This is a genomic window from Gordonia sp. Swx-4 (genome assembly GCF_030316175.1).
Taxonomy (GTDB): Bacteria; Actinomycetota; Actinomycetes; order Mycobacteriales; family Mycobacteriaceae; genus Gordonia; species Gordonia alkanivorans.
Window position 1 is genome coordinate 1,048,200 of record NZ_CP128197.1, and the last position, 23,147, is coordinate 1,071,346.

Here is a 23,147-nt window from a genome sequence, read left to right on the forward strand (position 1 = left end):
GTACCGAAATGACGACACCGCCGGCGGCGGGACCAGCCGGACCGACGGTTCCGCAGCGCGCGGATTTCCACCCCCGGTACACCTTCACCGAGATCTCGACGATCGCCAAGGCGAAGAACCGTGTCGGAATCCTGCTGTACAACAACATCATCACCTACATCCCGTCTCATACCATCCGGCAGGGATTCCTCCGCGCGTTCGGCGCGAAGATCGGTAAGGACACCTCGATCCTGCGCGGCTGTCAGGTCTTCGACATCGACCAGATCCGGATCGGCGAGGCGTGCTCCATCGGGTTCCGCGTCCTGTTCGACGCACGATCGGGCATCTGCATCGGTGACAACGTGGTGATCGCGAGTGACACCCAGATCATCGCCGGAAAGCACGACCCGGCGAGTCCGGAGTTCGAGGCGATTCTCGAACCGGTGTACATCGGTGACCACGCGTGGATCGCCAGCCGCGCCACCGTCGTGAGCGGCGTCAGCATCGGACGGGGTGCCGTGGTCGCCGCGTGCGCGCTCGTCAGCAGGGACGTCGCCGATCTCGACATCGTCGGCGGTGTGCCGGCCAAGACGATCTCCAAGCGACCCGAGTCGGCGTTGCGTTACCGGCCGAAGTACCGGCCGCTCTTCTACTGATGGCCGGCCAGATGGCAGCAGGGCCGGTCGGGAAGCCGGGGACGACGGACCTGGACGGGGTTCGTCTGATCTACGTCGCCGCCGAGAGGACTGCCGGCGGAGTCGGCGCCTATTCGGAGGTGTTCGCGGGCATACTGCGCCGTCGTGTCGCGGACTTCCACGAGGTCCGGCACCCGCGGCCCGGAACCGACACGGTTGCCGGACTGCGTGCTCGGCGGCGGGCGATCATCGAGCTCATCGACGCCGCGGACGGCCGTCCGGTCGTCGTGCACGGTGAGTTCTCCGGCGGTTCGGTCGAATCCTTCTGGCCCACGGCCGGACTCGAACGTCACCGACGTGATGTCCTGGTCAGTGCGACCGTCCACGATCCGCCCGGACTCGTCTGGTGGCCTGGGCGCGTCGCGTTCCTCGAGCAGCGCAAGCTGCTCAACCACGCCGTGCATTTCCCGCTCCGGACGCTCTCCCGTGCGGTCGAGCGGAGGGTCGCCGGATCTCGCACGCTCTTCGCGATGAGCGATGCCGGGGTCCGATCGCTGCTCCGTGCCTATCCGGACACGACTGTGCGCCATGCCCACATGCCGGTGTGGAGCCGCGGTGAGGTGGTGTCCGCCCCGGACCGGCCGAAAGCGGTCGGACTGTTCGGACTGGTATACCGCGGAAAGGGTTTCGAGCACGTCGAACGACTTCGGAGTCTGCTTCCCGACGACATCGTCATCCGGATCGCCGGCCGCGGGACCGAAGCGCTGCCCGCCATCGACGGTGTGGAGATCCTGGGCGGCGTCGACGACGCGGACCTTCCCGCCTACTTCTCCGCCATCCGGGCACTCATCGTGCCCTACGGTGCGCGCAGTCCCTACGGCGAGGCGTTCCCCGGTTCGAGTGTCGTCACCGACGCGATCGCACATCTCACCCCGGTCGTGTGCACCGGTCATGGTGCGCTCGGTGAGCTCCGGGCCGAAGGCGGCGTTCGCGTCGTCGACGACGACGGACGCACCGAAGACGAGACGGTGAGTGAGTTGGCGACGGCTGCCGCGGATCTCGTCGAATCCCGAGATCGCCTGTCCGAGATGGCCGAGGCACTGAAGGCGATGCGCGAGGCGCGCGAACCCGACGAGGTAGTCGGCGGTTACCTCGAGACCTGGGCGAGGTCGCTGTGTCGGGCCTGAGCGGCGCGACCGACACCGAGGAGAAGGCGGCCCCGGTCGACGACCGACGCAACCTGGTCAAGGCGCTCGTGGCTGCCGGGTGGACCTACGGCGGACGAGCCGCAGGTCTGGGCTGGACCATCGCCCTCACCTTTCACCTCGGCATCGGCGCCTACGGGCAGTACGCGATGGCCTTCGCGCTCGGCGCTATCATCGCGGCGCCCCTGGACAATCCGTTCGCGGTGCGGGCCATCCGCGAGGCGGAGGATGCGTTCGCGGCGGAGCGGGTGACGCGAATCCTGTTGGGGCTCGGTCTGATGGGCGTGGGTGCGTCGTGTCTGGCTGCGCCGTATCTGGTGTGGTTCGCCCTGATCGTCGCGGGTGGTGAGATCGCGTTCAACGCGGTCAAGAGCCGCGCGCTGCGCGACGGCCACCCCGATCGGGTGATGCGATTCGACACCACGCGGCAGGTCGTGAGCATCGCAATGGCCGTCGGCTACCTGCAGTTCGTACCGTCGGCAGATCTCGAGACGGCGAGTTTCTGTTATCTCGCACCGTATCTCGTCATCGCCGTCTACGCCGCGACGCTTGTCCCGCGTACCCGCCCGGGCGTCCCCGGCTCGGCTCGCCTGATCGCGATCCTGTTCGGGGAGCATCTCGCGAACGCGCTCTACATGCAGGGCGACATCCTGCTGCTGGGAGCGGTGACCGATTCCGATGTGGCGGGATACTTCGCGATCGCGAGCACGGTCGGCTGGGCGGCCGGCCAGGTCGGGATGTCGCTCGCCGGGACCTACCACGAGCAGTTGCGTGCCGCCGGTGGCGCGGTCACCGCGGGTCCGCCGGTGAAACACGTGGTGATCATGGCGGTCGCGACCTCGGCGCTTGTGATGGGGGCCGGGTTCGTCCTGCTCGCCACCCCGTACTCATCCGAACTCGCCTGGGCGCTGGTGGTGATCTCGTTGTTCGTCGCACTGCGTGTGATGAACAACGTGCTGACGACGGTGCTCTATGTGCAGCGACGCGATGTGGTACGCAGCGCCGCGGCCGCCGTACTGGTCCCGGTCAAACTCGGATTGGTCTGCGCGCTGGCGGGTTTCGGTGCGGTGGGAGCGGCGATCGCGTCGGTGGTCACCGACGCGATCCTGTTCGCGATCTATGTCCGGTCGGTGCGGCCCGAAGGGCTCGTCACCGGAGAAGACGAAACCGCAAGACAGGGGTGAGGCGTATGACGACGGTGACGTTCATGATGGCCAAGGACATCGAACACGACCACGGCGGCGACGTGGCCCTGGCCCGGGTGATCTTCGACATCGCGGCGGAATCGTTCGACCTACGGGCCGTGTGTCTCTCCAACCATCTCGCCACCGGCGACGCTCCGCGGATCTCGGCCGACGGCAGGGTGATCCGGGTGCCGAAGCCGCCTGTGCGACTCCCGGCGCTGATCGGCAACAGCGTGCGGACCCGGCGGAGCGTGTGCCACGTCCGGTTCGACACCGACGACCTGGTCCGCACCCTCGACGACCTCGACGGTGACGTCTTCCTCGCGGAGCACTCGTACATGGCCGAGTCGTACCTGCGCTCGACGCAGGTGGATCGCAGCGAACTGGTGATCAACACGGTCAACTCGGAATCCCTGGTGTGGCGGCTCACGCGCGGAGTGCCGGGGATCCTCGAGGCGAAGCGCATCCTGTCCGATGAACTCCGGGTGGCGCGCAGCGCGTCGGCGATCGGCACCTACGACCTCGAGGAGGCGCAGTTCTACCGGGAGCGCGGGTGCCCGAGTGCCCGCTGGATCGATCTCACCCTGCCGCCCGGGACGCGCGCCGACGCCGATGCCGACGTACCGCGACTCGTCTTCATGGGAACCCGGGACTGGCCGCCGAATCAGGAGGGCTTCCTGGAGATCCTCCGCCTGTGGCCGCGCATTGCGCAGGGCATCCCCGACGCCGAGCTGTGCATCGTCGGCGCACCCAAACCGGGCGCGACACCACCGCCGCTGCCCGACGGCGTCCGTGACATCGGCTTCGTGGAGGACCTCGACGCGTTCCTCGGCACCTGCCGTGCCCTCGTCGCCCCCATCCGGACCGGGGGCGGGGTCCGGGTGAAGCTCCTCGACGCCGCCGGCCGTGGTCTGCCCGTGGTGGGCACCACCGCCGCCATCGGTTCGCTCGAACCGGTCTTCGGGCTGACGGCCTACGACGATCCCGACGAGTTCGTCGAACGCGCGCGCGCGTTTCTGCTCGACGCCGATCTGGCGCAGAAAGAGGGCGCGCGGATTTTCGAGGCGAATGCGGAACGGTGGGAGCAGCGCATTCCCCATCAGGCCGTCGAAACACTTCTGAGTCGGGGGCCGGTTCCGGTCGACCATTGACGTCAGCGGATGGAGTGGTGTCGCTCGAATGGCCGACAGCCGTCTGCCCGATTTTCGCAACAGTTTGCCACGCTTACGAGAAAGTGAATCAGGCGAAATGGTGAATTGTTTTTGCGTGCTCACGTGATTGGCATCTGGTTGGTTCGGCGATATCGGGTCGTTTGCCGATTATCCCGGGGTGCCCCCGAGTTGTGAGGCATCAACCCGTCCCATAGGCTCTTGGCTATCCGCGCGGTGATCCAACGGCATTCGCCTACGGCACACTGGTGTGACCGAGGTCATTCCGGCGATTGTATGCTCGGATGATGGCACCGGAGACGGTGATCGGCAAGGACGTTTCGTGTCAGGCGGTTGCTGGAGAAGACGGTGCCGACAGGACCCGGCGTGCCGCTGTGGTTACGGCCGGTTCTGGCGTAAAGGTGACAGCGGTCGGACGTGACGAGGACGGCGCATGGTGAGTGGTGAGGCAGGGCGTTGAATTCCACCGTGCTGAATTCCCTCATGCTGGAAGCCGCCGTGCTGAATCCGCTGACGACGAATTCTCCGGCGACGCCGATCTTCTCCAGGGACATGCCCATTCGGGCCATGTCCATCTCGCGATTAGGATTCCTCTTCGAGAATTCCAGATTTGTTGATTCGTTTTCGGGGATACGGGGCCCCCGGATTTCGGTGATGGCACCGCTGTGCGGGCCGGGGGGATCAGACGGCCGGCGTGCCCCATGAGTTCCTGGTCCCACGGACCGGGTGAGCGACGGGCGGGCCGGCCATGAGCGACCCGATCCCGCCGCCCGAGACCCCCACTGCCGGAATCGCCCGACGATTCCGGCTCAGTGCCGCGCAACGAGCGCTGTGGTTCACCCAGCAGGCGGCACCAGATGTGCCGATCAACGTCGCGCAGTACGTCGAGATCGACGGGCCGATCGACGTCGAACTCTTCCTCCGCGTGACCAGCGAAGTGGTGCGTCGCGCCCAGTTCACCCAGCTGAGGTTCGAGGACACCGACGACGGGCTGGTGGGCGTATACGACCCGTCGCTGCACTACTGGGCCGACGTCGTCGATCTTCGGGATTGCCCGGACCCGCGGGCGGCCGCCGAGGCGATCATGCGCGAAGACTGTGCGCGACCACTGGACCCCCGGGTCGACCGCACCGCCCGCGGCTGTCTCTTCCGACTCGGCGACGAGAAGTTCTTCGTCTACAACCGCGGCCACCACCTGCTCTCCGACGGGGTGGGCGGCAAGGACCGCATGGTCGAGGCGATCGCCGCCTATCACGCCGCGGTGACCGGCGGCACGCCTCCGGCCGTCAAACCGGTGGACCTCGATCTGCCTGCGCGCGCCGACGACGAGTACCGCGCATCGCGACGCTTCGACACCGACCGGAGTCACTGGCGACAGGCCATGGCCGGGGTGGGAATCCCCGCGTCGCTCGCCCATCGGCGCGGCGAGCCCGAGGCGGTGTCGCGGCGCGTCCACGCGCCCGTGGACGCGGGCACGATGGATGCGCTCCGCCGCGCGGCCGAGGTGCGTTCGACGATCCTGCCGAACGTCCTCGTCGCCGCGTTCTCGGCCTACCTGGCCCGGGCCGCCGCCGACGGCGACGAGGTGATCTTCCAGTTCCCGGTCGCCGCCCGGACCACCGCAGCGCTCCGGTCGACGCCGCTGCCCGTCTCGAATGTGGTTCCGTTGCGTACCGGCGTCGCGGGGGAGGCGTCGGTCGCTGATGCGCTGGCCACCACACAGGCGGCACTCCTCGGCGCGCTGCGGCACCAGCGTTACCGCGGCGAGGACATCTGGGCCGATGTCGCCGCCGACGAGACCAGCGGACGCGTACGGCGCACCGCGGCGCAGGAGCGGTCCGGTCCGATGCTCAATCTCATGCTCTTCCAGCGCGAATTCCCCTGCGGAGAGGCGCACGGCACCTTCCACATCCTCACGGTCGGCCCCGCCGAGGATCTGACGATCAACATCGTCCCGGTCGCCGGCGACGACCGGGACTCGGTGCTGATGATCGGGGTGGAGGCCAACCCCAATCGCTACGACGACGCCGAGGTCGCCGAGCATCATCGACAGTTCCTCGCGATGCTGCGCACCTTCGCCGATGCCCTTCTGCAGGCGCCGGACACCCGCATCGACGATCTCCCGCTCGCCGACCCGGTGGCGGTGGTCCGCGGCGAGGCCCTCGGATCCGCGCCGGCCACCGTGCCCGAGGCGCTCGCCGTCGCGGCCGCGCGTCACGCGCACGGGCCGGTGATCGACGAGCCCCGCACCCGACCGATCACGTTCGACCGGTTACACGGCCGCGCAGTGGATCTCGCCACCCGACTCCGAACCGCCGGCGCGGCTCCGGGGACCGCGGTGGGTATCGCGTTGCCGCCGGGCGTCGACCGGCTGACCGCGTGGTGGGCGGTCGGGGTGAGTGGTGCCGCACTCGTCCTGCTCGATCCGATCGCGCCGCGTGCGGCCGTCGCGACGCTGCCGGTGAGCGCACGTCCCGCGCTCGTCATCGCCGCACAGTCCGAGGACGCCCCGGCGTCGGACTCGGGTCCGCGCCTCCTGACACTCACGGACCTCCATGGGCTCGAGGCTTCCGCAGCGCCGGTCCGTCCACCCGAATCCGAGGACATCGCTTGCCATCTCGCGATCACGGAATCCGATTCCGGGGTCGGCACGACCGTTGCGGTGCCCCAGCGCGCGGTGGCCGCGCTGATCGCCACCGGACTGTTCGACGACCGGTCGACCGATCTCGAGTACGGCCGCCTCCTCTTCGACGCTGCCGCCGGGTCGTCGGCCGCCCATCTGGAGATCATCGCGGCGGCCGCGCACGGTCTGCGGCTCGTCGTGCCCGGTGCGGACACCGCGTCGGTCACGCACGTGATCGCGACGCCGGGAGATGTCCCGGGGCTTAGCAAGCAGGGGCCGATGACCTCGCTCCTGGTGGCGGGGGAGGACATCGCGCCGGCCGCTCTGGTGCGTCTGGCCTTCGGTCGAGAGGTGTCGGCGCCGTACTGTCCGCGCGGCGCGTTCGGTCCGGTGACGGCGAACCGGCGGATCGCCCCCGACGCCGCCGTCGACCACCGATTGCCCAGTGGTACACCGCGTCCCGGCACCGAGATCGCCGTTCTGGACCGCTGGCTGCGACCGGTTCCGGCCGGGATCACGGGCGACGTCTATGTGACCGGTCCGCAGGTGATCCGGGGCGTCGCCGACGACCCGGTCGGCACCGCGGCCACCCTCGTGGCGTGCCCGTGGGACCGGGGAGCACGGATGCTGCACACCGGCGACCGCGGCCACTTCGACCCGGGCACTGCCATGTTGGTGATCGACCACCGCGCAGGCGATGTGGTGACCCTCGGCGGCGTGCGGATCGATCTCGCGGCGCTCGACCGGGCGGCGGGACAGGTCGCCGGTGTCGGGTACGCGGTCACAGTGGTGACCTCGGGCGGACTCGACGTCGGCGTCGTCTGCGACACCGACGATGCCGACCACCAGCGTGTCCGGGCCGCTGTCCGGCGCCGGGTGGACGGCGAGGTGCCCGCATCGACCCGACCCCGCCGCGTGGTGATCCTCGACGAGTTGCCGACCGATTTGACCGGCAACGTGGACCGGCATGCGGCGGCCGGACTGATCGCGGAGGTACGCGAGACACCGGCAACGTATCGGCCGCCGGTGACGGCCACCGAGGTGGCGGTCGCCGACGCGGTGACCGAGGTGCTGGGCGTATCGCGTCCGTCGATGGACGACGAACTCGTCCGATTGGGCGCCACCTCACTGGGATTCATGCAGCTCGGTACCCACCTCGGCAGCAGGTTGCGCGTGGTGGTCGACATGCGCGACCTGGCGGCGGTGACGACACTCGGCGAGCTCGCCGCGGTCGTCGACGCAGCCGTCCCGAGGCGGACGACATCCACCGGCGGGGTCGTCTCCTATCGGCCGACCCGCGCCCAGCAGGAGATCTGGCTGCTCAACCGCGCCGACCCTCGTGCGACGGTGTATCACCTGCCCGTGCGTCTCACGCTCGCCGAACACATCTCCGCCGACGCTGCTCGAGCCGCCCTGGTCGACGTGGCCACCCGGCACGAGGCACTGCGGACCGTGTACCCGGAGGTAGACGGGGAGCCGGTCGCACGGGTTCGCGGCCGGGCCGAATCTGCCGCTGCCGCACCGATCACCAGCGCGACCCTGAACCCGGCGGGCGTCGATCTCGCCGTGTCGGCGCCGTTCGACCTGCGGACCGGAGTCCCGTGGCGAGCGGTACTCGACGAGACCCGCGAGGCCGTCGAACTGGTTCTCGTCGCCCATCACATCGCCGTCGACGAATGGTCGCTGCACATCGTGCTGGAGGACTTCGCCCACGCCGTCCGTGCGCGTGCGGCCGGTGCGGAACCCGTCTGGGAGACCGAAGCGGTCGCGTTCAGTGAGGTCCTGGAAGCACGACCATCCGGCCCTGCGACTGCGACGGCGACCACAACTGCGAACAGGGCTGCTGCAGAGGTTTTCTGGACCCGGTTCCTCCGCGATGCCCCGGAACGTCTCGCACTGCCCGAACCCCCGGTGGGCGATCCCGCGGCGTCCGGGCTCACCGCCGGACCCGCGGTCCACACGAGCCGCCGGATCGATCGTGCGGTCACCGATGCCGCGTCCGCGCGGGCGCGAGAGAGCGGCACCACCGTCAACACGCTTCTGTGCGTGGCACTCTCGGCAACCCTCGCCGAGTTCACCGACTCCGACGACGTCGTGCTGTCGATGCCGGTGTCCGGCCGGTTCACCAGTGAGGAACTCCGCCCCGTCGGCATGTTCGTCGAGACGGTGCCGGTGCGGGTGGCCGGTGCTCGCCAGACCCCGATCGCCGAAGCGCTCGCGGGCGCCGGCCGCGATCTCGGCACGGCCGTCACGTTCGCCGACACCGGACCGACCGGACTGTCCGACGTCATCTTCGCCTACCATGCGACGGCACCCGATCTCGTCGCCTCGACGGTCTTCGCCGGCGGGGAGACGTTGCGCACCGGCGAGGCGCGAACCGCGTTGGAATTCACCGTGATCGACGACGGGAACGGGCTGTCCGTCACTCTGACGATCGCCGAGCACCGAGTCGACGTGGCGTCGGCCGGTCGGCTGCTCGACAGGTTCGTCGAGGCCGTTGCGGCTCTGGGCGCCTCGGCACCGGACACGTTGATCGCCGAATGCCTGTCGCCGCGGCCGGTCGCCGATCCGGGCACCCGCCGGACCGCCTGCGTCGACCCCGTTCGCGCCCTTCTCCGCCACGCCTCCGCAGCCCCCGAGGCGACCGCGGTCATCGCCGGTGAGGAGACGCTCGACTATCGCACTCTCGTGGACCGGGCGCGCGCGCTGGCGGCGCACCTGCGGGAGTTCGGGGTGCGGCCCGGCGACCGCGTGGCACTGCTCATGGACCGACGCGCGGACACCGTGGTGGCGATCGTCGGGACCCTCCTCGCCGACGCGGTCTATGTTCCGATCGATCCGGACCATCCGCAGGCGCGCATCGACCTGATCCTTGCCGGGACCGCCCCGGCCGCGATCGTCGACAGCCGTCTCCAGGTGACGGCCGGGGTGGGTCATCAACGCGCGCAGACGATGCCGGGCGCCGCGTATGTCATCCACACCTCCGGTTCCACCGGCCTGCCGAAGGCCGTGGTGGTGACCCGGCAGAACGTGGCCGCGTTGATGGGGGCGGGCCTCGACCTCATCGACGCCTCCCCGCGGGACGTCTGGGCCTGGGTGCACTCGTACGCCTTCGACTTCTCGGTGTGGGAGATCCTCGGTGCGTTGGCATCCGGCGGCAGCGTCGTCGTGGTGGACCATGCGACGGTCCGGGACCCGCGGGCACTCGCCGCGGTGATCGACCGGCACGGGATAACGATCCTGTCGCAGACCCCGACCGCGTTCAGCGGGATCGTCGACCTGGCGACGACCACCAGAGCGGCGGGGGCCCCGGCCCCGCCGGAACTGACGTCACTGCGGGCCGTCGTCTTCGGCGGTGAGACCCTCGCGCCGAACACGTTGGGCGCATGGGCCGCCGAGCATCCCCGCACCCGCCTGGTCAACATGTACGGCATCACCGAGACGACCGTCGTGCTCACCGCCGCCGACGTCGACCTCGACGACGAACGCAGCATCATCGGCACCCCGTTCGACGGCGTCGGCGCGATGGTGCTGGACCGGCGCCTGCGACCGGTGCCGACCGGTGCGGCCGGCGAACTGTATCTCGCCGGCGAGCAGGTCGCGCTCGGCTACCTCAACGCACCGGGGCTCACCGCGACCCGGTTTGTCGCGGACCCGTCGGGGCGCGGCCTACGGATGTACCGCACCGGCGACCGCGTGCGCGAGGTCGCTCCGGGTCGTTTCGCCTACCTCGGCCGCAACGACGACCAGGTCCAGATCCGCGGCCACCGTGTGGAACTCGGTGAGATCGTCTCGACCCTGCGCGCGATACCGGGCGTGGGCGATGCGCGCGTCCTGGTACGACCGGGCCGACGGGCGGGCGACGAGCACCTGCTGGCCTTCGTGACCGAGGACGGCCTCGCCGACTTCGACGTCCTCGACGACCTCGACGAGGCGACGATCCTGGCCGCCTGCGCCGCCCGGCTGCCGGCGCACGCGGTGCCGTCCCGCGTCGCGATCGTCGACGGTTGGCCGATGACCCGGACCGGAAAGATCGACCGGGACAAGCTTTTTGCGAGCATCACCGACACCGCCCCGCCGGTCGGACGGGCGCTCGGTCCGATCGAGGAGACGGTGGCGTCGGCGATCCGTGCGGTCGTCGGTGAAGATGCCGGTCATCTCGGTGCAGAAACGAACTTCTTCGCAGCCGGCGGCACCTCGCTCTCGGCGGCACGTCTTGCCGCCACTCTCGCCGGGATGGGCCACCGCATCGAGGTGGCCGATGTCTTCGAGTACCCGACCGTCGCGGAACTGGCGGCGCGGATCGCGGCTGCGGTTACTTCGCCCGTGCTGTCGCGGGTGTCCCTGCTGTCCGATGACCGCGAGATCCCCGCGGATCTTCCGCTCACGCCGGAACAGCTGGACGTCTGGTTGCGGTGGCGAACCGAGCCGGAGTTCACCGGCTACCTCCTGCCGCTGGCCCTGCCGATCGACGCGAGCCCCGCCGATGTGCGACGCGCCCTGGCCGCGATCGTGACCCGGCACGACGCCCTGTGTACCGGGTTCCCGCTGCGCGACGGGGTCCCGGTACAGCATCGATGGGACGACGCCGACGTCCTCGACCATCTGGAACGGCAACTCGGTCTGGAAGTCGACTCGACGCCGGATGTGACCGCCGTCCTCGCCTCGATGGCCACCCCCGTCGACCTCGCCGCCTCGCTTCCGTGGCGGGTACGGATCGTGGAGATCGACGGGTCCAGGTGGCTTGTCGGGGTGATCCACCACATCGCCGCCGACGGCGAATCCTTCGCGATCCTCGCCGGTGATCTCGACACCGCCCTGGCCGGAGCGCCGCTGCCCGCGAGCGGGACGGATTATCGGCGGTACTCGATGTGGCGTGCCGAGACGCTCGAGGCGAGGCGGGCGGAACTGACCGCGTTCTGGCGGACGGCGTTCACCCGACCGGTCGAACAGCTCCGCCTGCCCGAGGTGAATCTGCAGGCGGAAACCGTTGCCCGCGAGGCGGAGACGATCGTGCATCGTACGCACGGGCAGCTGGACGCGACCGTCACCGCATCGCTCGACGAGCTGACCGTGGCGCGGTCGACGACCCCGTTCATCGCCACCCACACCGCGCTGGCGGCGGTCCTGGCGAGGCAGTCGGGTGCCGGGGTGGTGACCATCGGCACCGCGCTGTCCGGCCGTCTCGACCCGGGCCTCGTCGGTGTGCCCGGCCTGTTCGCGCGTGCGGTGCCACTGCACACGCCGATCGATCCGGCACTGTCCTTCGCCGAACTCCTGGCGCAGGTGACCTCGGTGGACCTGGGCGCCTTCTCCCATGCCGACCTGCCCCTCACCGAGATCTCGGAGATCGCCGATCCCGGTCGTGCCGGTGCCGGAACCCCGTTGTTCGAGGTGTCCTTCGGCGCGGTGCCCGATGCGATCGTCGAGTGGGTGGAGGCCGAGTTCCCGACGGGTGCGGCCGGCAACGCAGCCTCGGGGGTCCTGGGAATCCCGCTCTTCGGCATCGACGTCTCGATGTACCGGCACGGCGGTGCGCTGCACGTGACGATGTCCTGCACCGACGCGGTCGCGACCGCGGACCGTCTGGAAGCGCTGTGCGACCTCGTCGTCGACACCCTGAGACGCGGCGTGCTCGCGCCCGACGAGCCGGTCCTCTCGCTGATGAGCCCGGCGAGCGAGGAGGCGGCGACGCCGGAGCTCGAACCGGAGACCTTCGACACGCTCTTCACGTCGTACGCCGACGCATCCCCGTCCGACGTCGCGATCGTCGATTCCCGCTACCGCGTACCGGGTTTCGGGACCGAGATCTCCGCCCACGACGTCGACCGACTGTCGACCCATCTGGCGCGCGTACTGATCGCGCGGGGTATCGGTGCGGGCGATGTGGTCGTCGAACTGCTCCCGAGATCGGTGTTCGGGATGATCGCGTCCGCCGCGATCGCCCGCGCGGGTGCGGCTTTCGTCAACATCGACCCCGCCGACCCGGCCGAACGCCGGAACCTCATCCTCGATCGGTGCCGACCGACGGTGGTGCTCGGGCTCGGCGGCATCGACACCGCGGGAACCGACGCGACGGGAATCGGTGTCGAGGTGCTCGCGCTCGACGAGTTGTTCGCCGAACTGCCCCCGGTGGTGCCGACCTTCGACGAGGCGGAGCGGGTGCGGGCGGTGACGCCGGACGACGTCGCCTACATCACCTTCACCTCCGGGACGACCGGTGTGCCGAAGGGGGTCGCGGTCACGCATCGTGGCGTGGCCGGGTGGGCCCGCGACACCGTCGGACGGCTGGGGCTGACCTCCGCCGACCGTGTGTTGCACACGTACGCAACCGGTTTCGACGCGCACCTGATGGGAGTCCTGCCGCCGCGCATCGCCGGCGCGACGGCAATCATGTGTCCGTCGGATGTCGTCGCCGCCGACGAACTCGCCGACCTCGTCCACGACGCCGGGGTGACCGTTCTCCTCACCACCCCGTCGGTGCTGGCCACCCTGCGCCCCGGCGACCTGCCGCACGTCCGGCACGTCGCCGTGGGCGGCGAACCGCTCGGCGCGGGACTCATCCGTGACTGGACCCGCACCGCAACCCTCAGCAACGAATACGGTCCGACCGAGGCGACCGTCGCGGTGAGCAGTGCGCGCTACACCGATTCCGTGTCGGGTGCCGTCCACATCGGCCGCCCGCTCGACGGTGTGACCATGGCTGTGCTCGACCCGATGCTGCGTCCTGTTCCGGACCACACCGTGGGTGAGCTGTACCTCTCCGGAAACTGCCTGGCACGTGGGTATCTCGACGACCCGCGCACGACCGCGGTCGCCTTCGTCGCCGGTCCGCACGGCAAGCGCATGTACCGCACCGGAGATCTGGTCCATCGGCGAGCTGACGGCACCTTCGTGATCCACGGCCGGACCGACGACCAGGTCAAGATCCGTGGCGTGCGCCTCGAACCGGCCGAGATCGATGCGGCGCTGTCCCGGCTGCCCGGCATCGCAACCTCGGTGACCGCGGCCCGCGTCACCGCAGCGGGCGAGAAGGTCCTGGTCTCCTGGGTGATCGGCGAGCCCGATACCGGGAACCACACCGACGATCTGGCATCGCAGCTGGCACACGTGCTGCCGCGCACCATGATCCCCAGTGCGTTCATCGAGGTCGAGGAACTGCCGATCGGCCGCAACGGCAAGATCGACACGGCGTCCCTGCCCGCACCGGACTTCGGCGCGACCGGTGTCCGTGGTTCGGCCGCGGTCGGTCGCGCACCGGCGGGGGAGACGGAAGTGCTCATCGCGTCGGTGTGGGCGGAGATCCTCGGCCGCCCCGTCGAGAGCTTCGACGCCGATTCGGATTTCTTCGCCGACGGCGGCACCTCGCTGTCGGCCACGCAGGTCACCTCCAGGCTTTCCGCGTCCACCGGGGCCGACGTCGCGGCCCGTCTGCTGTTCGAGTCGCGGACGCTCGGCGAGCTGGCTCGCCGCATCGACGACCTGATCTCACCGACCTCCGAACCCGTTGCGGCACTGTCGCCGGCGCCGGCGCCGGCGCGACTCCTGTTCCCGATCCGTTGCCACTGGCATACCCGCAGCGGCGCATGTGGATTCACCATCATTTCGACCCGACCTCGACCGCATACCACGTGCCCGTGGTGATGCGGATCCGCGGTCGCGTCGATCTCGCCCGGCTTCGCAAGGCCGTCGACGAGGTCGTGGGCGCGCACGCGGTGCTCCGCACGGTGTACCCGGATTCGCCGGCCGGACCGGTCCAACGGCTGATCGAACACCGCAGCCCGGTGCTGGCCCACCGCCGCGTCGAGGTCGGGGACGAGAACGTCGAGACCGCGCTGCGGCGGGAGGTCACGGAGTACCTGCGAGCGCCGTTCGACCTCGAGAACGAGCCCGGATTCCGCGCGGCGGTCTTCGAGGTGGACACCTCAGACGCCCCCACCCACGATCCCGACCTCTACCTCGCGGCGGTGCTCCACCACATCGCCATCGACGGCTGGTCCATCCGCGTGCTGCTGGCCGACCTGATGCGGGCCTACGACGGCGAGCGATTGGCGGTGGCAGCCGACGAGGCGTTCACGTACGCCGACTTCACCCAGTGGCAGATCGCACGTCTCGGTGACGCCGCCGACCGGGACAGCGTCGTCGCCCACCAGATCCGTTACTGGACGGCGACTCTCGCCGATGCCCCGCAACCGGTCCGGTTGCCCGGCCATCGCGACTCCGACGCGGTGGGCGTCACCGGTCGAATCGGTGCCTCCGTGCCGGCCCTCGCGATCCATCAGACCGCCAAGGCGCTGTCGGCCACGGTCTTCCAGGTCGCGCACGCCGCTCTCTCGGCGACCCTCGGTCAGCTGACGGGGCAGTGGGATGTCCTGGTCGGCGTGCCGGTACACGGACGCTCCGCCCCCGAATGGGAGTCGGTGGTGGGCATGTTCGTCAACACCGTCGCGTTGCGCACCCGACTCCGGCCGGACACACCGGTTCGTGAGGCCGTGCAGCAGGTCCGCGACGTCGCACTGGCAGCGCTGGCCCACGGCGACGTCCCCTACGAAGACGTCGTGCGGGCGGTCCGGCCTGCGGCCCGCCACGGCGGCGATCCGCTGATCTCGGTGTTGCTCGTCAGTCAGGAGGTCGTGCCCCAGGCGTCGGGCGAGGTGGCCCTGGCCGGTGCGGTGGCCTCCCTGGTCACCGAGGCGACCTCGACCGTCGACGCGAAGTACGACATTGAGGTGGTCCTCGCCGAGAGCGACGACGAACTGCACGTCACCCTGGTGCATTCCGGCCGGATCCCGGACGGTGTGGCGCAGGAGCTGCTCGACGATTACACGACCCTGTTGTGCGATCTGCCCGCTGTGGGGGAACCGTTCCCGCTCGTCGCCTCGACATCAGTTGCGCCCGTGGCCGGGACCCCCGGACGCGACACCGACGAATCACATTCGAAAACAGGAGAACCCGCCGATCCCGAACTCGTCTCGCAGGTCGGGGCGATCATGGCCGAGGTGCTCGAGGTCCCGGAGAACGCGGTCGCGCAATCCGCCGACTTCTTCGCTCTCGGCGGTACCTCGCTGTCCGCCACCAGGGTGACCTCGGCCCTGGGGCGTCACCTCGGCATCCGGGTGCCCACGCGGGTCCTGTTCGAGCACCCGACACCCGCTGCGCTCGCCGTCGCGGTGTCCCGCATGGCCGTCGACGTTGCGCATGACCCTGTCGACGTACCGGATCACACCGTCCACCTTCCGGACGACCGGTTCACGGACATCCCGCTCGCACCGACGCAGCGCCGCATGTGGGTCGGCGCGCAGATGCTGGGCCAGGTCCCGATCTACTCGGTCCCCGTCGTCGTCGGCGTCCCGGCCGGACTCACGACCGCCGAGGTGACCGCCGCACTGGACGCGCTTGTCGGCCGGCATACGGCGCTGCGCACCCGCTACCTGACCACGCCCGACGGCCCGCGGCAGCAGGTCGTCGACGGATGGCGGCCGCCGGTACGCCATCTCGACTCTGCCGCGCTCACGGGGACCGGCATCGCCGACGAGTTCTCCGCACCCTTCGATCTCGCCGGGGACCCGCCGGTGCGGGCCTGGGTGCTGTCGGAGAGCGGCGTCGACTCCGCCCCGGTCGCGGTGGTGCTCGTCGCCCACCACATCGCGATGGACGGCGAATCCGCAGCCATCGTCGAGCGGGAACTCACCGCGCTCCTGGCCGGCGACGCCCTCGAGCGGGAGCCGGTGGGCTTCGACGTCCTCGCGCGCCGGATGGTCGCCGAGGAACAGAGTTCCCGCACCGTGCTGCACGACTACTGGCGGAAGGCCCTCGCCGGGTACAGCGGGGAACTCGACCTCGCCGACCACCGTCCACCCGTGCGCGACCTGCGCACCTCGGTGGTCGAGTTCCCGATCGACGATGCTGTCGCCCGAGCCGTCTCGACGGCCGCCCGCCGCGCACTGGCCAGCGACTTCCACCTCCTGCACGCCGCGACCGCACTCGCGCTCGCGGCGCAGACCGGCGTCGACGACATCGCCGTGGCGACACCGGCATCGATGCGCCGTGACGAGGACAGCGCAGGCACGGTCGGCATGCTGATCTCGACGGTGGTCCTGCGCACACCGCTGACCGCCGGGATGACGGTCGGCGAGCTCATCGAGACCGTCCGCGACACCGACCTCGCCGCCCTGGACCACGCGGCCATCGCCTTCGACGACGTCGTCGCACTCGTCGATCCGCCTCGCATTCCCGGACGTCACCCCCTCGTCCAGGTGGCCTTCTCCGTGGTCGACTCCACCGGTGTCGCTCCGGCCCCGGTCGCTGCGGACGCACCACGCACCGCGGTGGATTCGCACAGCGAGTTCGACGTGCACATCGTCGCGGTTCGGTCCGGGAGCAACTGGCGGCTGCAACTGCATCACGCGCGGGATCTACTCGACGAGACACTGATCCGCGGACTCGGCGAGCGACTGGTGGCTGCCGTCGCAGCGGTGACCGACGACCCGGCACGTCGGATCGCCACCATCGAACCGCTCACCGCGGCGGAACGCGAACTCCTCACCGGCCGTGCACATGCTGCCGCGCCGACCGGGACCGAACCACTGCTCGCCGATCTGTTCGGGGAAGCTGTTGCGTCGCACGGTGACCGTCCGGCGATCGCCGACGGCAGGCGCACGCTCACCTACCGCGAATTCGACGCGTGGGTGTCGGTCACGGCGCGCGCCCTCCGCGCCCGCGGCCTCGGGGCGGGCGATGCGGTCGCGGTGGTCGTCCCGCGCTCCATCGAATCGGTGGTTGCCATCTGGGCGGTGAGCCGCATCGGCGGGGTGTGCGTCCCCGTCGACGTCACCTACCCCGCGGCGCGCATCGACCACGTGGTCGCCGGCGCGCGGGCGACGGCGATCGGTCCGGACGACATTCCCCCTCAACCGATCGAACCCGTTGTCTCGGAACCGATCACGCGGGTCTCGCGGGACTCCCTGGCCTACGTCATCACGACGTCGGGAACCACCGGCACCCCCAACGTCGTCGGCGTCACCCATCGCGGCGTGCATCGTGTCGCCGAACTCGGCGACGTGGAATCCGGCGACCGGGTGGGAATGGCGATCAGCCCCGGCTTCGACGCGACGTTCCACGACATGCTGCTGCCGCTGGCGTCGGGTGCGACGCTCGTGGTCGTCCCGCCCGAGATCGTCGGGGGAAGCGACCTCGCCGACTTCCTCGACCGCACCCGGGTCAGCGTGTTCACCGCGACCCCGTCGGTGATGCGGACGATGCGACCGCAGTCGATCACCTCGTTGCGACTGGTCTACATCGGCGGCGAGGCACTGCCGGCCGACCTCGCGACGGCATGGTCGGAGCGGACGCAGGTCCGCAACATCTACGGCCCGACCGAGACGACGGTGACGGTGTCCACCAGCGCCTACCGTCCGGGCGAGCCGGTACGACTGGGGCATCCGCGGCCCGGGATCGGCGCCGAGGTCCTCGACACCCGACTCCGCCACGTCCCACTCGGCGTGGTGGGCGAGCTCTACGTCAGCGGAACCGGCGTCGCCCGTGGCTATCTCGGCGACCGGGCGCTGACCGCCGCGACCTTCGTCGCCGGGAACGACGGTCGTCGGCGCTACCGGACCGGCGACCTCGTGCGCTGGGATCGCGAGTCCGGCGAGCTGATCTACGTGGGTCGCGCGGACCGCCAGATGAAGATCCGCGGCCAGCGCGTCGAACCCGCCGAGATCGACGCCGTCCTGGTGGGCGCCGGGGCCGACCGATCGGTGACCGTGTTGCGGCCCGGGCCGGCCGGGCCGGCACTCGTCTCCTACGTGGTCTCGTCGGTGCCCGCCGACCGCCTCGCCGACGTCTGCCGAACCCGGCTGCCGCGGCACATGGTGCCCGCCCGGATCGTCGAACTGGCCGAACTCCCCCTGAGCGGCGCGGGCAAGATCGATCAGCGACGACTGCCCGAGCCGACCTGGTCGGATTCGACCCGCGAACCCGAGACCCGCACGGAGACGACGGTTCGCGACGCCTTCCGGGCGGTGCTGGGTGAACACGGCGTCGGCATGGACGACGACTTCTTCGCCCTGGGCGGCAACTCCCTGGCCCTGGTGCAGTTGCGCGACGAACTCACCCGCCACACCTCTGTCACCGTGGACGTCGCGGACCTCTTCACCCACCGCACGCCGGCGGAGGTGGCCCGCGTCGTCGACGCCACGTACACGGGGAAGGGCACCGGTGTCGACCACCGCGTCGTGCCGCTCTCGCGCCCGGATCTCCCCGAATCCGATGCCCCTGAACTCGATGTCCCGGAATCCGGCGTCCCGACGATCTGGTGCGTGCACACCGCCACCGGAATCGTCGAACCGTTCCGCGCCTTCGGCAGGTCGCTGGATTCGGCCGTCGCCTACGGTCTCCAGCTGCCCGAACTGGTCGTGGCCGACCGTGACATGCCCGCGAGCCTCGCCGAGATCGCGGCCATCCACGTCGCGGCGGTCCGCAGGCGTCAGCCGTCCGGGCCCTACCACCTCGTCGGCTGGTCGCTGGGCGGCGTCATCGCGCATGAGATGAGCCGTCAGCTGGTCGACGCCGGGGAGCAGGTCGGCGTGCTGATGGTGCTCGACTCCCGGCCGCCCGGCGACCTGGACGAGGAGGCCGACAAGGAGCTGCTCGGCGAGGATCACCCGCTGCGGGCCGCGGCCGAACGCCACGACCCGCAGGCGCTACGACGATTCGAGGATCGTTCCCGGACCCTCGCCGCCGCGGTGCGGTCCTATGAGCTGGGTCCGGCGCCCGTGGGTAAGGTCATCTACGTTGCCGCCGAGGACAATCCGGACGTCGACAGCTGGGCACGGGCCGTCCGGCACGATGCCGGAACCGGGGCTCCGGCGGTGGAAGTGATCTCCGCCGGAGTCGCACACGCGCAGATGGGCGACCCCGACGTGATGCGTCGGCTGGCCAGGAGAATCGAGGAGGAATGGTGACCGGATCCGACCGGGACGCGACGTCGACGGGATTGTCGATCCTGTTCGTCTGCACGGGCAACATCTGCCGTTCGCCGATCGGCGAACGCGTGCTGACGGGGCTGGCCGACCGAATGCGCGCCGACGGAACAGATCTCGCCGTCACCTCGAGCAGTGCCGGTACCGGCGCGCTGAACGGTCAGCCGATCCACCCGCACTCCGCCGCGGTTCTCGCCGAACACGGTTACGACGCATCGGGTTTCGAGGCTCGATATCTGCGTCCGCCGATGCTGACGCAGGCCGACGTCGTGTTGTGCATGAGTCGCGAGCACCGTGCGGCCGCCCAGCAGATGGCGCCCGCGCGCTGGAAGCGCGTGTTCACCCTCACCGAGTTCGCCGCCCTAGCGGAGACCGGCACCCCGGACCAGAACGGCACCCTCGCCGCGATCATGGGCGGGCGGGGACGCATCGATCCCAACTCGTCGCTCCTCGACATCGTCGACCCGATGGGCCGTCCGCGTGAGGACTTCGACCGGGTGTTCGCCGAGGTCGAACCGAAGGTCGAGACCGTCGCCAACTGGCTGGCGGCACAACACATCACCGAGACGACAGGGGAGACCCGATGATCCGCCGCATCGTCGCAAACCGGGCGGTACAGATCCTGGCTCTGATCGTGCTGCTCGTCGCCGCGGTCGTCGCCTGGCTCGCGTACTCGGCACTGAAGGTGAAGGGTGACCTGGAATCGGTGCGCTCCGATGCCTCCCGGGCCCGGACCCTCATGCTCGACGGCGATCAGGCCGGCGCCTCGCAGGCCGCCGCCGCGGCCGCCGACAGCGCCCAGGCCGCCTCCGACAGGTCCCACGGCATCGTGTGGTCGGCGGTGGCCGCGCTCCCGGGAATCGGATCGCCGCTGAAGTCGGTGCAGCAGATGAGCGACGCCGTCGAGGCGCTGTCCGCCGACGTACTCCTCCCGGCCGCGGATCTCGCGGGCGTGCTGAACCCGGATCAGCTCCGGACCGGGAACACGGTGAACCTCAAACTGTTACGCGAGGCGCAACCCGAGCTCGCCAAGGTCGCCGAACGCTCGACCGAGGTGGCCGATGAGGTCGCGTCGATCACTCCGAGCTGGCTCGGCGTCGTCGCCGATGCGAGAACCCAACTCGCCGAACAGGTCGATGCGGCCGAGTCCACCCTGGTCGCGACCGACATCGCCGCCCAGCTCATCCCGCCGATGCTGGGTTCGGAGGGGCCGCGCAACTACTTCATGGCCTTCCAGACGCCGTCGGAATCCCGCGGAACCGGCGGACTCGTCGGCGGCTTCGGGTTGCTCAACGCGACGGGTGGACGGGTGACGGTTCCCGAGCTCGGCGCCAACTCCGAGTTCCGCGACCCGACGACACCGAAGATCGACCTGGGGCCCGAGTACGACGCGATCTACTCGTACTACAAGCCCTACACCGACTTCCGCAACGGGAACCTCAGCGCACACTTCCCCGACGCCGCGAAGATCTGGCTGGCCAACTGGCAGGCCCAGACCGGCCAGAAGCTCGACGGTGCCATCGCGCTCGACCCGATCGCGCTGAAGTACATACTCGACGTCGTCGGACCGGTGGCGTTACCCGGCGGCGAGAAGATCACCGCCGACAACGTCGTACCGATCACGCTGTCGACCTCGTACCAACGGTTCGCCGACGACAACGGGGCCCGAAAGGCGTACCTGCAGTCCATCTCCCAGGCCGTCGTCAAGAAACTGATCGACTCGGGTGGCAGCACCCGCGACCTGCTCGAGGCTCTCGGACGCGGCGTCCACGAGCGCCGGATCATGGTCTACAGCACCACGCCGGCCGAACAGGAGATCCTCGAGACCACCAAGCTCGGTCACCAGATCTCCGACACCGACTCGCCGTATCTGCAGGTGGCGATCGGCAACGCGTCGGGCAGCAAGCTCGACTACTACCTGCGCCGCGAGATCGACTACACCTCAGGCGATTGCCGCGGCGACACCCGCGAGAGCACGATCAAGGTCACCCTGACCAACACCCTCGACGAGACCACCGGGCTCACCGACTACGTCGCCGGTGGCCTCGGCACCGAACTGTCGGTGGACAAGGGCACCAACCTCGCCAACGTGGAGTTCCTCGCCACCAAGGGGGCGGTGCTCAAGGAAATGACCCTGGGAGACGCGGGCGCCTTCTACGTCGAACAGACCCTGCACGGGCGGCCGTACTACTCGACCCGCGTCGGCATCGCGCCGGGACAGAGCGCCACGATCACGCTGAAGATCGACGAGCCGACCGCCGCGGCGGGCGAGGCCGAGGTCCCGGTGCAGCCGCTGGTCGACGACCCGACCGTCACCGTCGACGTGCCCGCCTGCGGGCCGCGTCAGTAGTAGTACGGGTAGTCGTCCCAGCGCGGATCGCGCTTCTCCAGGAACGCATCCCGGCCTTCGACGGCCTCGTCGGTCATGTAGGCCAGGCGGGTGGCCTCACCGGCGAACACCTGCTGACCCATGAGGCCGTCGTCGGTGAGATTGAACGCGAACTTCAGCATGCGTTGCGCGGTGGGCGATTTGCCGTTGATCTTGCGGGCCCACTCGATGGCGGTGTTCTCCAGCTCGGCGTGCGGGGCGACGCGGTTGACTGCTCCCATGCGGTGCATGGTCTCCGCGTCGTAGGCCTCGCCGAGGAAGAAGATCTCGCGGGCGAACTTCTGGCCGACCTGCTTGGCGAGGTAGGCGCTGCCGTAACCGGCGTCGAACGAGCCCACGTCGGCGTCGGTCTGCTTGAACCGGGCGTGCTCGGCGGAGGCCAGGGTCAGGTCGCACACCACGTGTAGTGAGTGGCCGCCGCCGGCCGCCCATCCGTTGACCACCGCGATGACCACCTTGGGCATGGTGCGGATGAGTCGCTGGACCTCGAGGATGTGGAGTCGTCCGCCCTCGACCTTCACCCGGGCCTCGTCGACGGAGTCGGCGCCCGCGGCCACGACGTCGGTGTCGTGGCTGGTCGCGTACTGGTACCCGGAACGGCCGCGGATGCGCTGGTCGCCGCCGCTGCAGAAGGCCCACCCGCCGTCCTTGGGGCTCGGGCCGTTGCCGGTCAGCAGAATCGTTCCGACGTCGGGGGAGCGGCGGGCGTGGTCGAGCACGCGGTAGAGCTCGTCGACGGTGTGCGGGCGGAAGGCGTTGCGGACCTCCGGACGGTCGAAGGCCACTCGCACGATGCCGTTCTCGCGACCCTCGGCCGCATGCCGGTGGTAGGTGACGTCGGTGAGGTCGGTGAACCCGGGCACCTGGGTCCACTGGGCCGGGTCGAACGGCTGGTCGGCGGTCTTGGTGTCGTCGGTCGCGCTCATGCGCTCAGAGTAGTGATCGCAGACGATCGCGCTCACGGCGGTCCGCCGGGCGCA

Annotated in this window: 8 protein-coding genes and 1 pseudogene; 7 read left to right on the forward strand and 2 right to left on the reverse strand. The window is 69.9% G+C overall.

The genetic code is table 11. The annotated features are described in order from the left end of the window. Positions 1-8 precede the first annotated feature (8 nt). Genes PWF70_RS04830 through PWF70_RS04845 form a run of 4 tightly spaced genes read left to right on the forward strand, consistent with a single transcriptional unit; the run spans position 9 to position 4,154 of the window. Complete coding sequence (locus PWF70_RS04830) at positions 9-635, forward strand: acyltransferase (protein WP_006358605.1); 627 nt, start codon at positions 9-11, stop codon at positions 633-635. Then, positions 635-1,801, forward strand: a complete 1,167-nt coding sequence (locus PWF70_RS04835; protein ID WP_006358606.1) for a glycosyltransferase — start codon at positions 635-637, stop codon at positions 1,799-1,801. Before PWF70_RS04830 ends, PWF70_RS04835 begins: the two co-directional genes overlap by 1 nt. Continuing rightward, positions 1,789-3,003: a lipopolysaccharide biosynthesis protein gene (locus tag PWF70_RS04840; RefSeq protein ID WP_006358607.1), complete on the forward strand. Its 1,215-nt coding sequence runs from the start codon at positions 1,789-1,791 to the stop codon at positions 3,001-3,003. The genes PWF70_RS04835 and PWF70_RS04840 overlap by 13 nt, the downstream gene beginning before the upstream one ends. Positions 3,004-3,008: 5 nt before the next feature. Further along, positions 3,009-4,154, forward strand: a complete 1,146-nt coding sequence (locus PWF70_RS04845; protein ID WP_006358608.1) for a glycosyltransferase — start codon at positions 3,009-3,011, stop codon at positions 4,152-4,154. Between the two features lie 278 nt (positions 4,155-4,432). On the opposite strand, the gene PWF70_RS04850 is transcribed toward PWF70_RS04845, so the two are convergent. Then, on the reverse strand, positions 4,433-4,732 hold the full coding sequence (locus PWF70_RS04850; RefSeq protein WP_155225041.1) for a hypothetical protein: 300 nt from the start codon (positions 4,730-4,732) through the stop codon (positions 4,433-4,435). Between the two features lie 188 nt (positions 4,733-4,920). On the opposite strand from PWF70_RS04850, the pseudogene PWF70_RS24190 reads away from it, so the two are divergent. From PWF70_RS24190 to PWF70_RS04870, 3 genes and pseudogenes are all read left to right on the forward strand, one after another. Continuing rightward, positions 4,921-19,760 (forward strand): annotated as a pseudogene (locus PWF70_RS24190) (amino acid adenylation domain-containing protein). Next, complete coding sequence (locus PWF70_RS04865; RefSeq protein ID WP_006358188.1) at positions 19,754-20,365, forward strand: low molecular weight protein-tyrosine-phosphatase; 612 nt, start codon at positions 19,754-19,756, stop codon at positions 20,363-20,365. Before PWF70_RS24190 ends, PWF70_RS04865 begins: the two are co-directional and overlap by 7 nt. Then, positions 20,362-22,128, forward strand: a complete 1,767-nt coding sequence (locus PWF70_RS04870) for a DUF4012 domain-containing protein (protein WP_006358189.1) — start codon at positions 20,362-20,364, stop codon at positions 22,126-22,128. Before PWF70_RS04865 ends, PWF70_RS04870 begins: the two co-directional genes overlap by 4 nt. Here PWF70_RS04870 and PWF70_RS04875 read toward each other — a convergent pair. Then, positions 22,122-23,093 carry a 1,4-dihydroxy-2-naphthoyl-CoA synthase gene (locus PWF70_RS04875; RefSeq protein WP_035753427.1) on the reverse strand — a complete coding sequence of 324 codons (972 nt, stop codon included), beginning with the start codon at positions 23,091-23,093 and terminating at the stop codon, positions 22,122-22,124. The two genes, PWF70_RS04870 and PWF70_RS04875, sit on opposite strands and share 7 nt — an antisense overlap. Positions 23,094-23,147: the final 54 nt, after the last annotated feature.

Excerpts from the sequence above, each read along its gene's own strand:
- PWF70_RS04870 (WP_006358189.1), top strand. The coding sequence starts at position 20,362 with ATGATCCGCCGCATCGTCGCAAACCGGGCGGTACAGATCCTGGCTCTG.
- PWF70_RS04875 (WP_035753427.1), bottom strand. The coding sequence starts at position 23,093 with ATGAGCGCGACCGACGACACCAAGACCGCCGACCAGCCGTTCGACCCG.
- PWF70_RS04845 (WP_006358608.1), top strand. The coding sequence starts at position 3,009 with ATGACGACGGTGACGTTCATGATGGCCAAGGACATCGAACACGACCAC.
- PWF70_RS04830 (WP_006358605.1), top strand. The coding sequence starts at position 9 with ATGACGACACCGCCGGCGGCGGGACCAGCCGGACCGACGGTTCCGCAG.
- PWF70_RS04865 (WP_006358188.1), top strand. The coding sequence starts at position 19,754 with ATGGTGACCGGATCCGACCGGGACGCGACGTCGACGGGATTGTCGATC.
- PWF70_RS04835 (WP_006358606.1), top strand. The coding sequence starts at position 635 with ATGGCCGGCCAGATGGCAGCAGGGCCGGTCGGGAAGCCGGGGACGACG.
- PWF70_RS04850 (WP_155225041.1), bottom strand. The coding sequence starts at position 4,732 with ATGGGCATGTCCCTGGAGAAGATCGGCGTCGCCGGAGAATTCGTCGTC.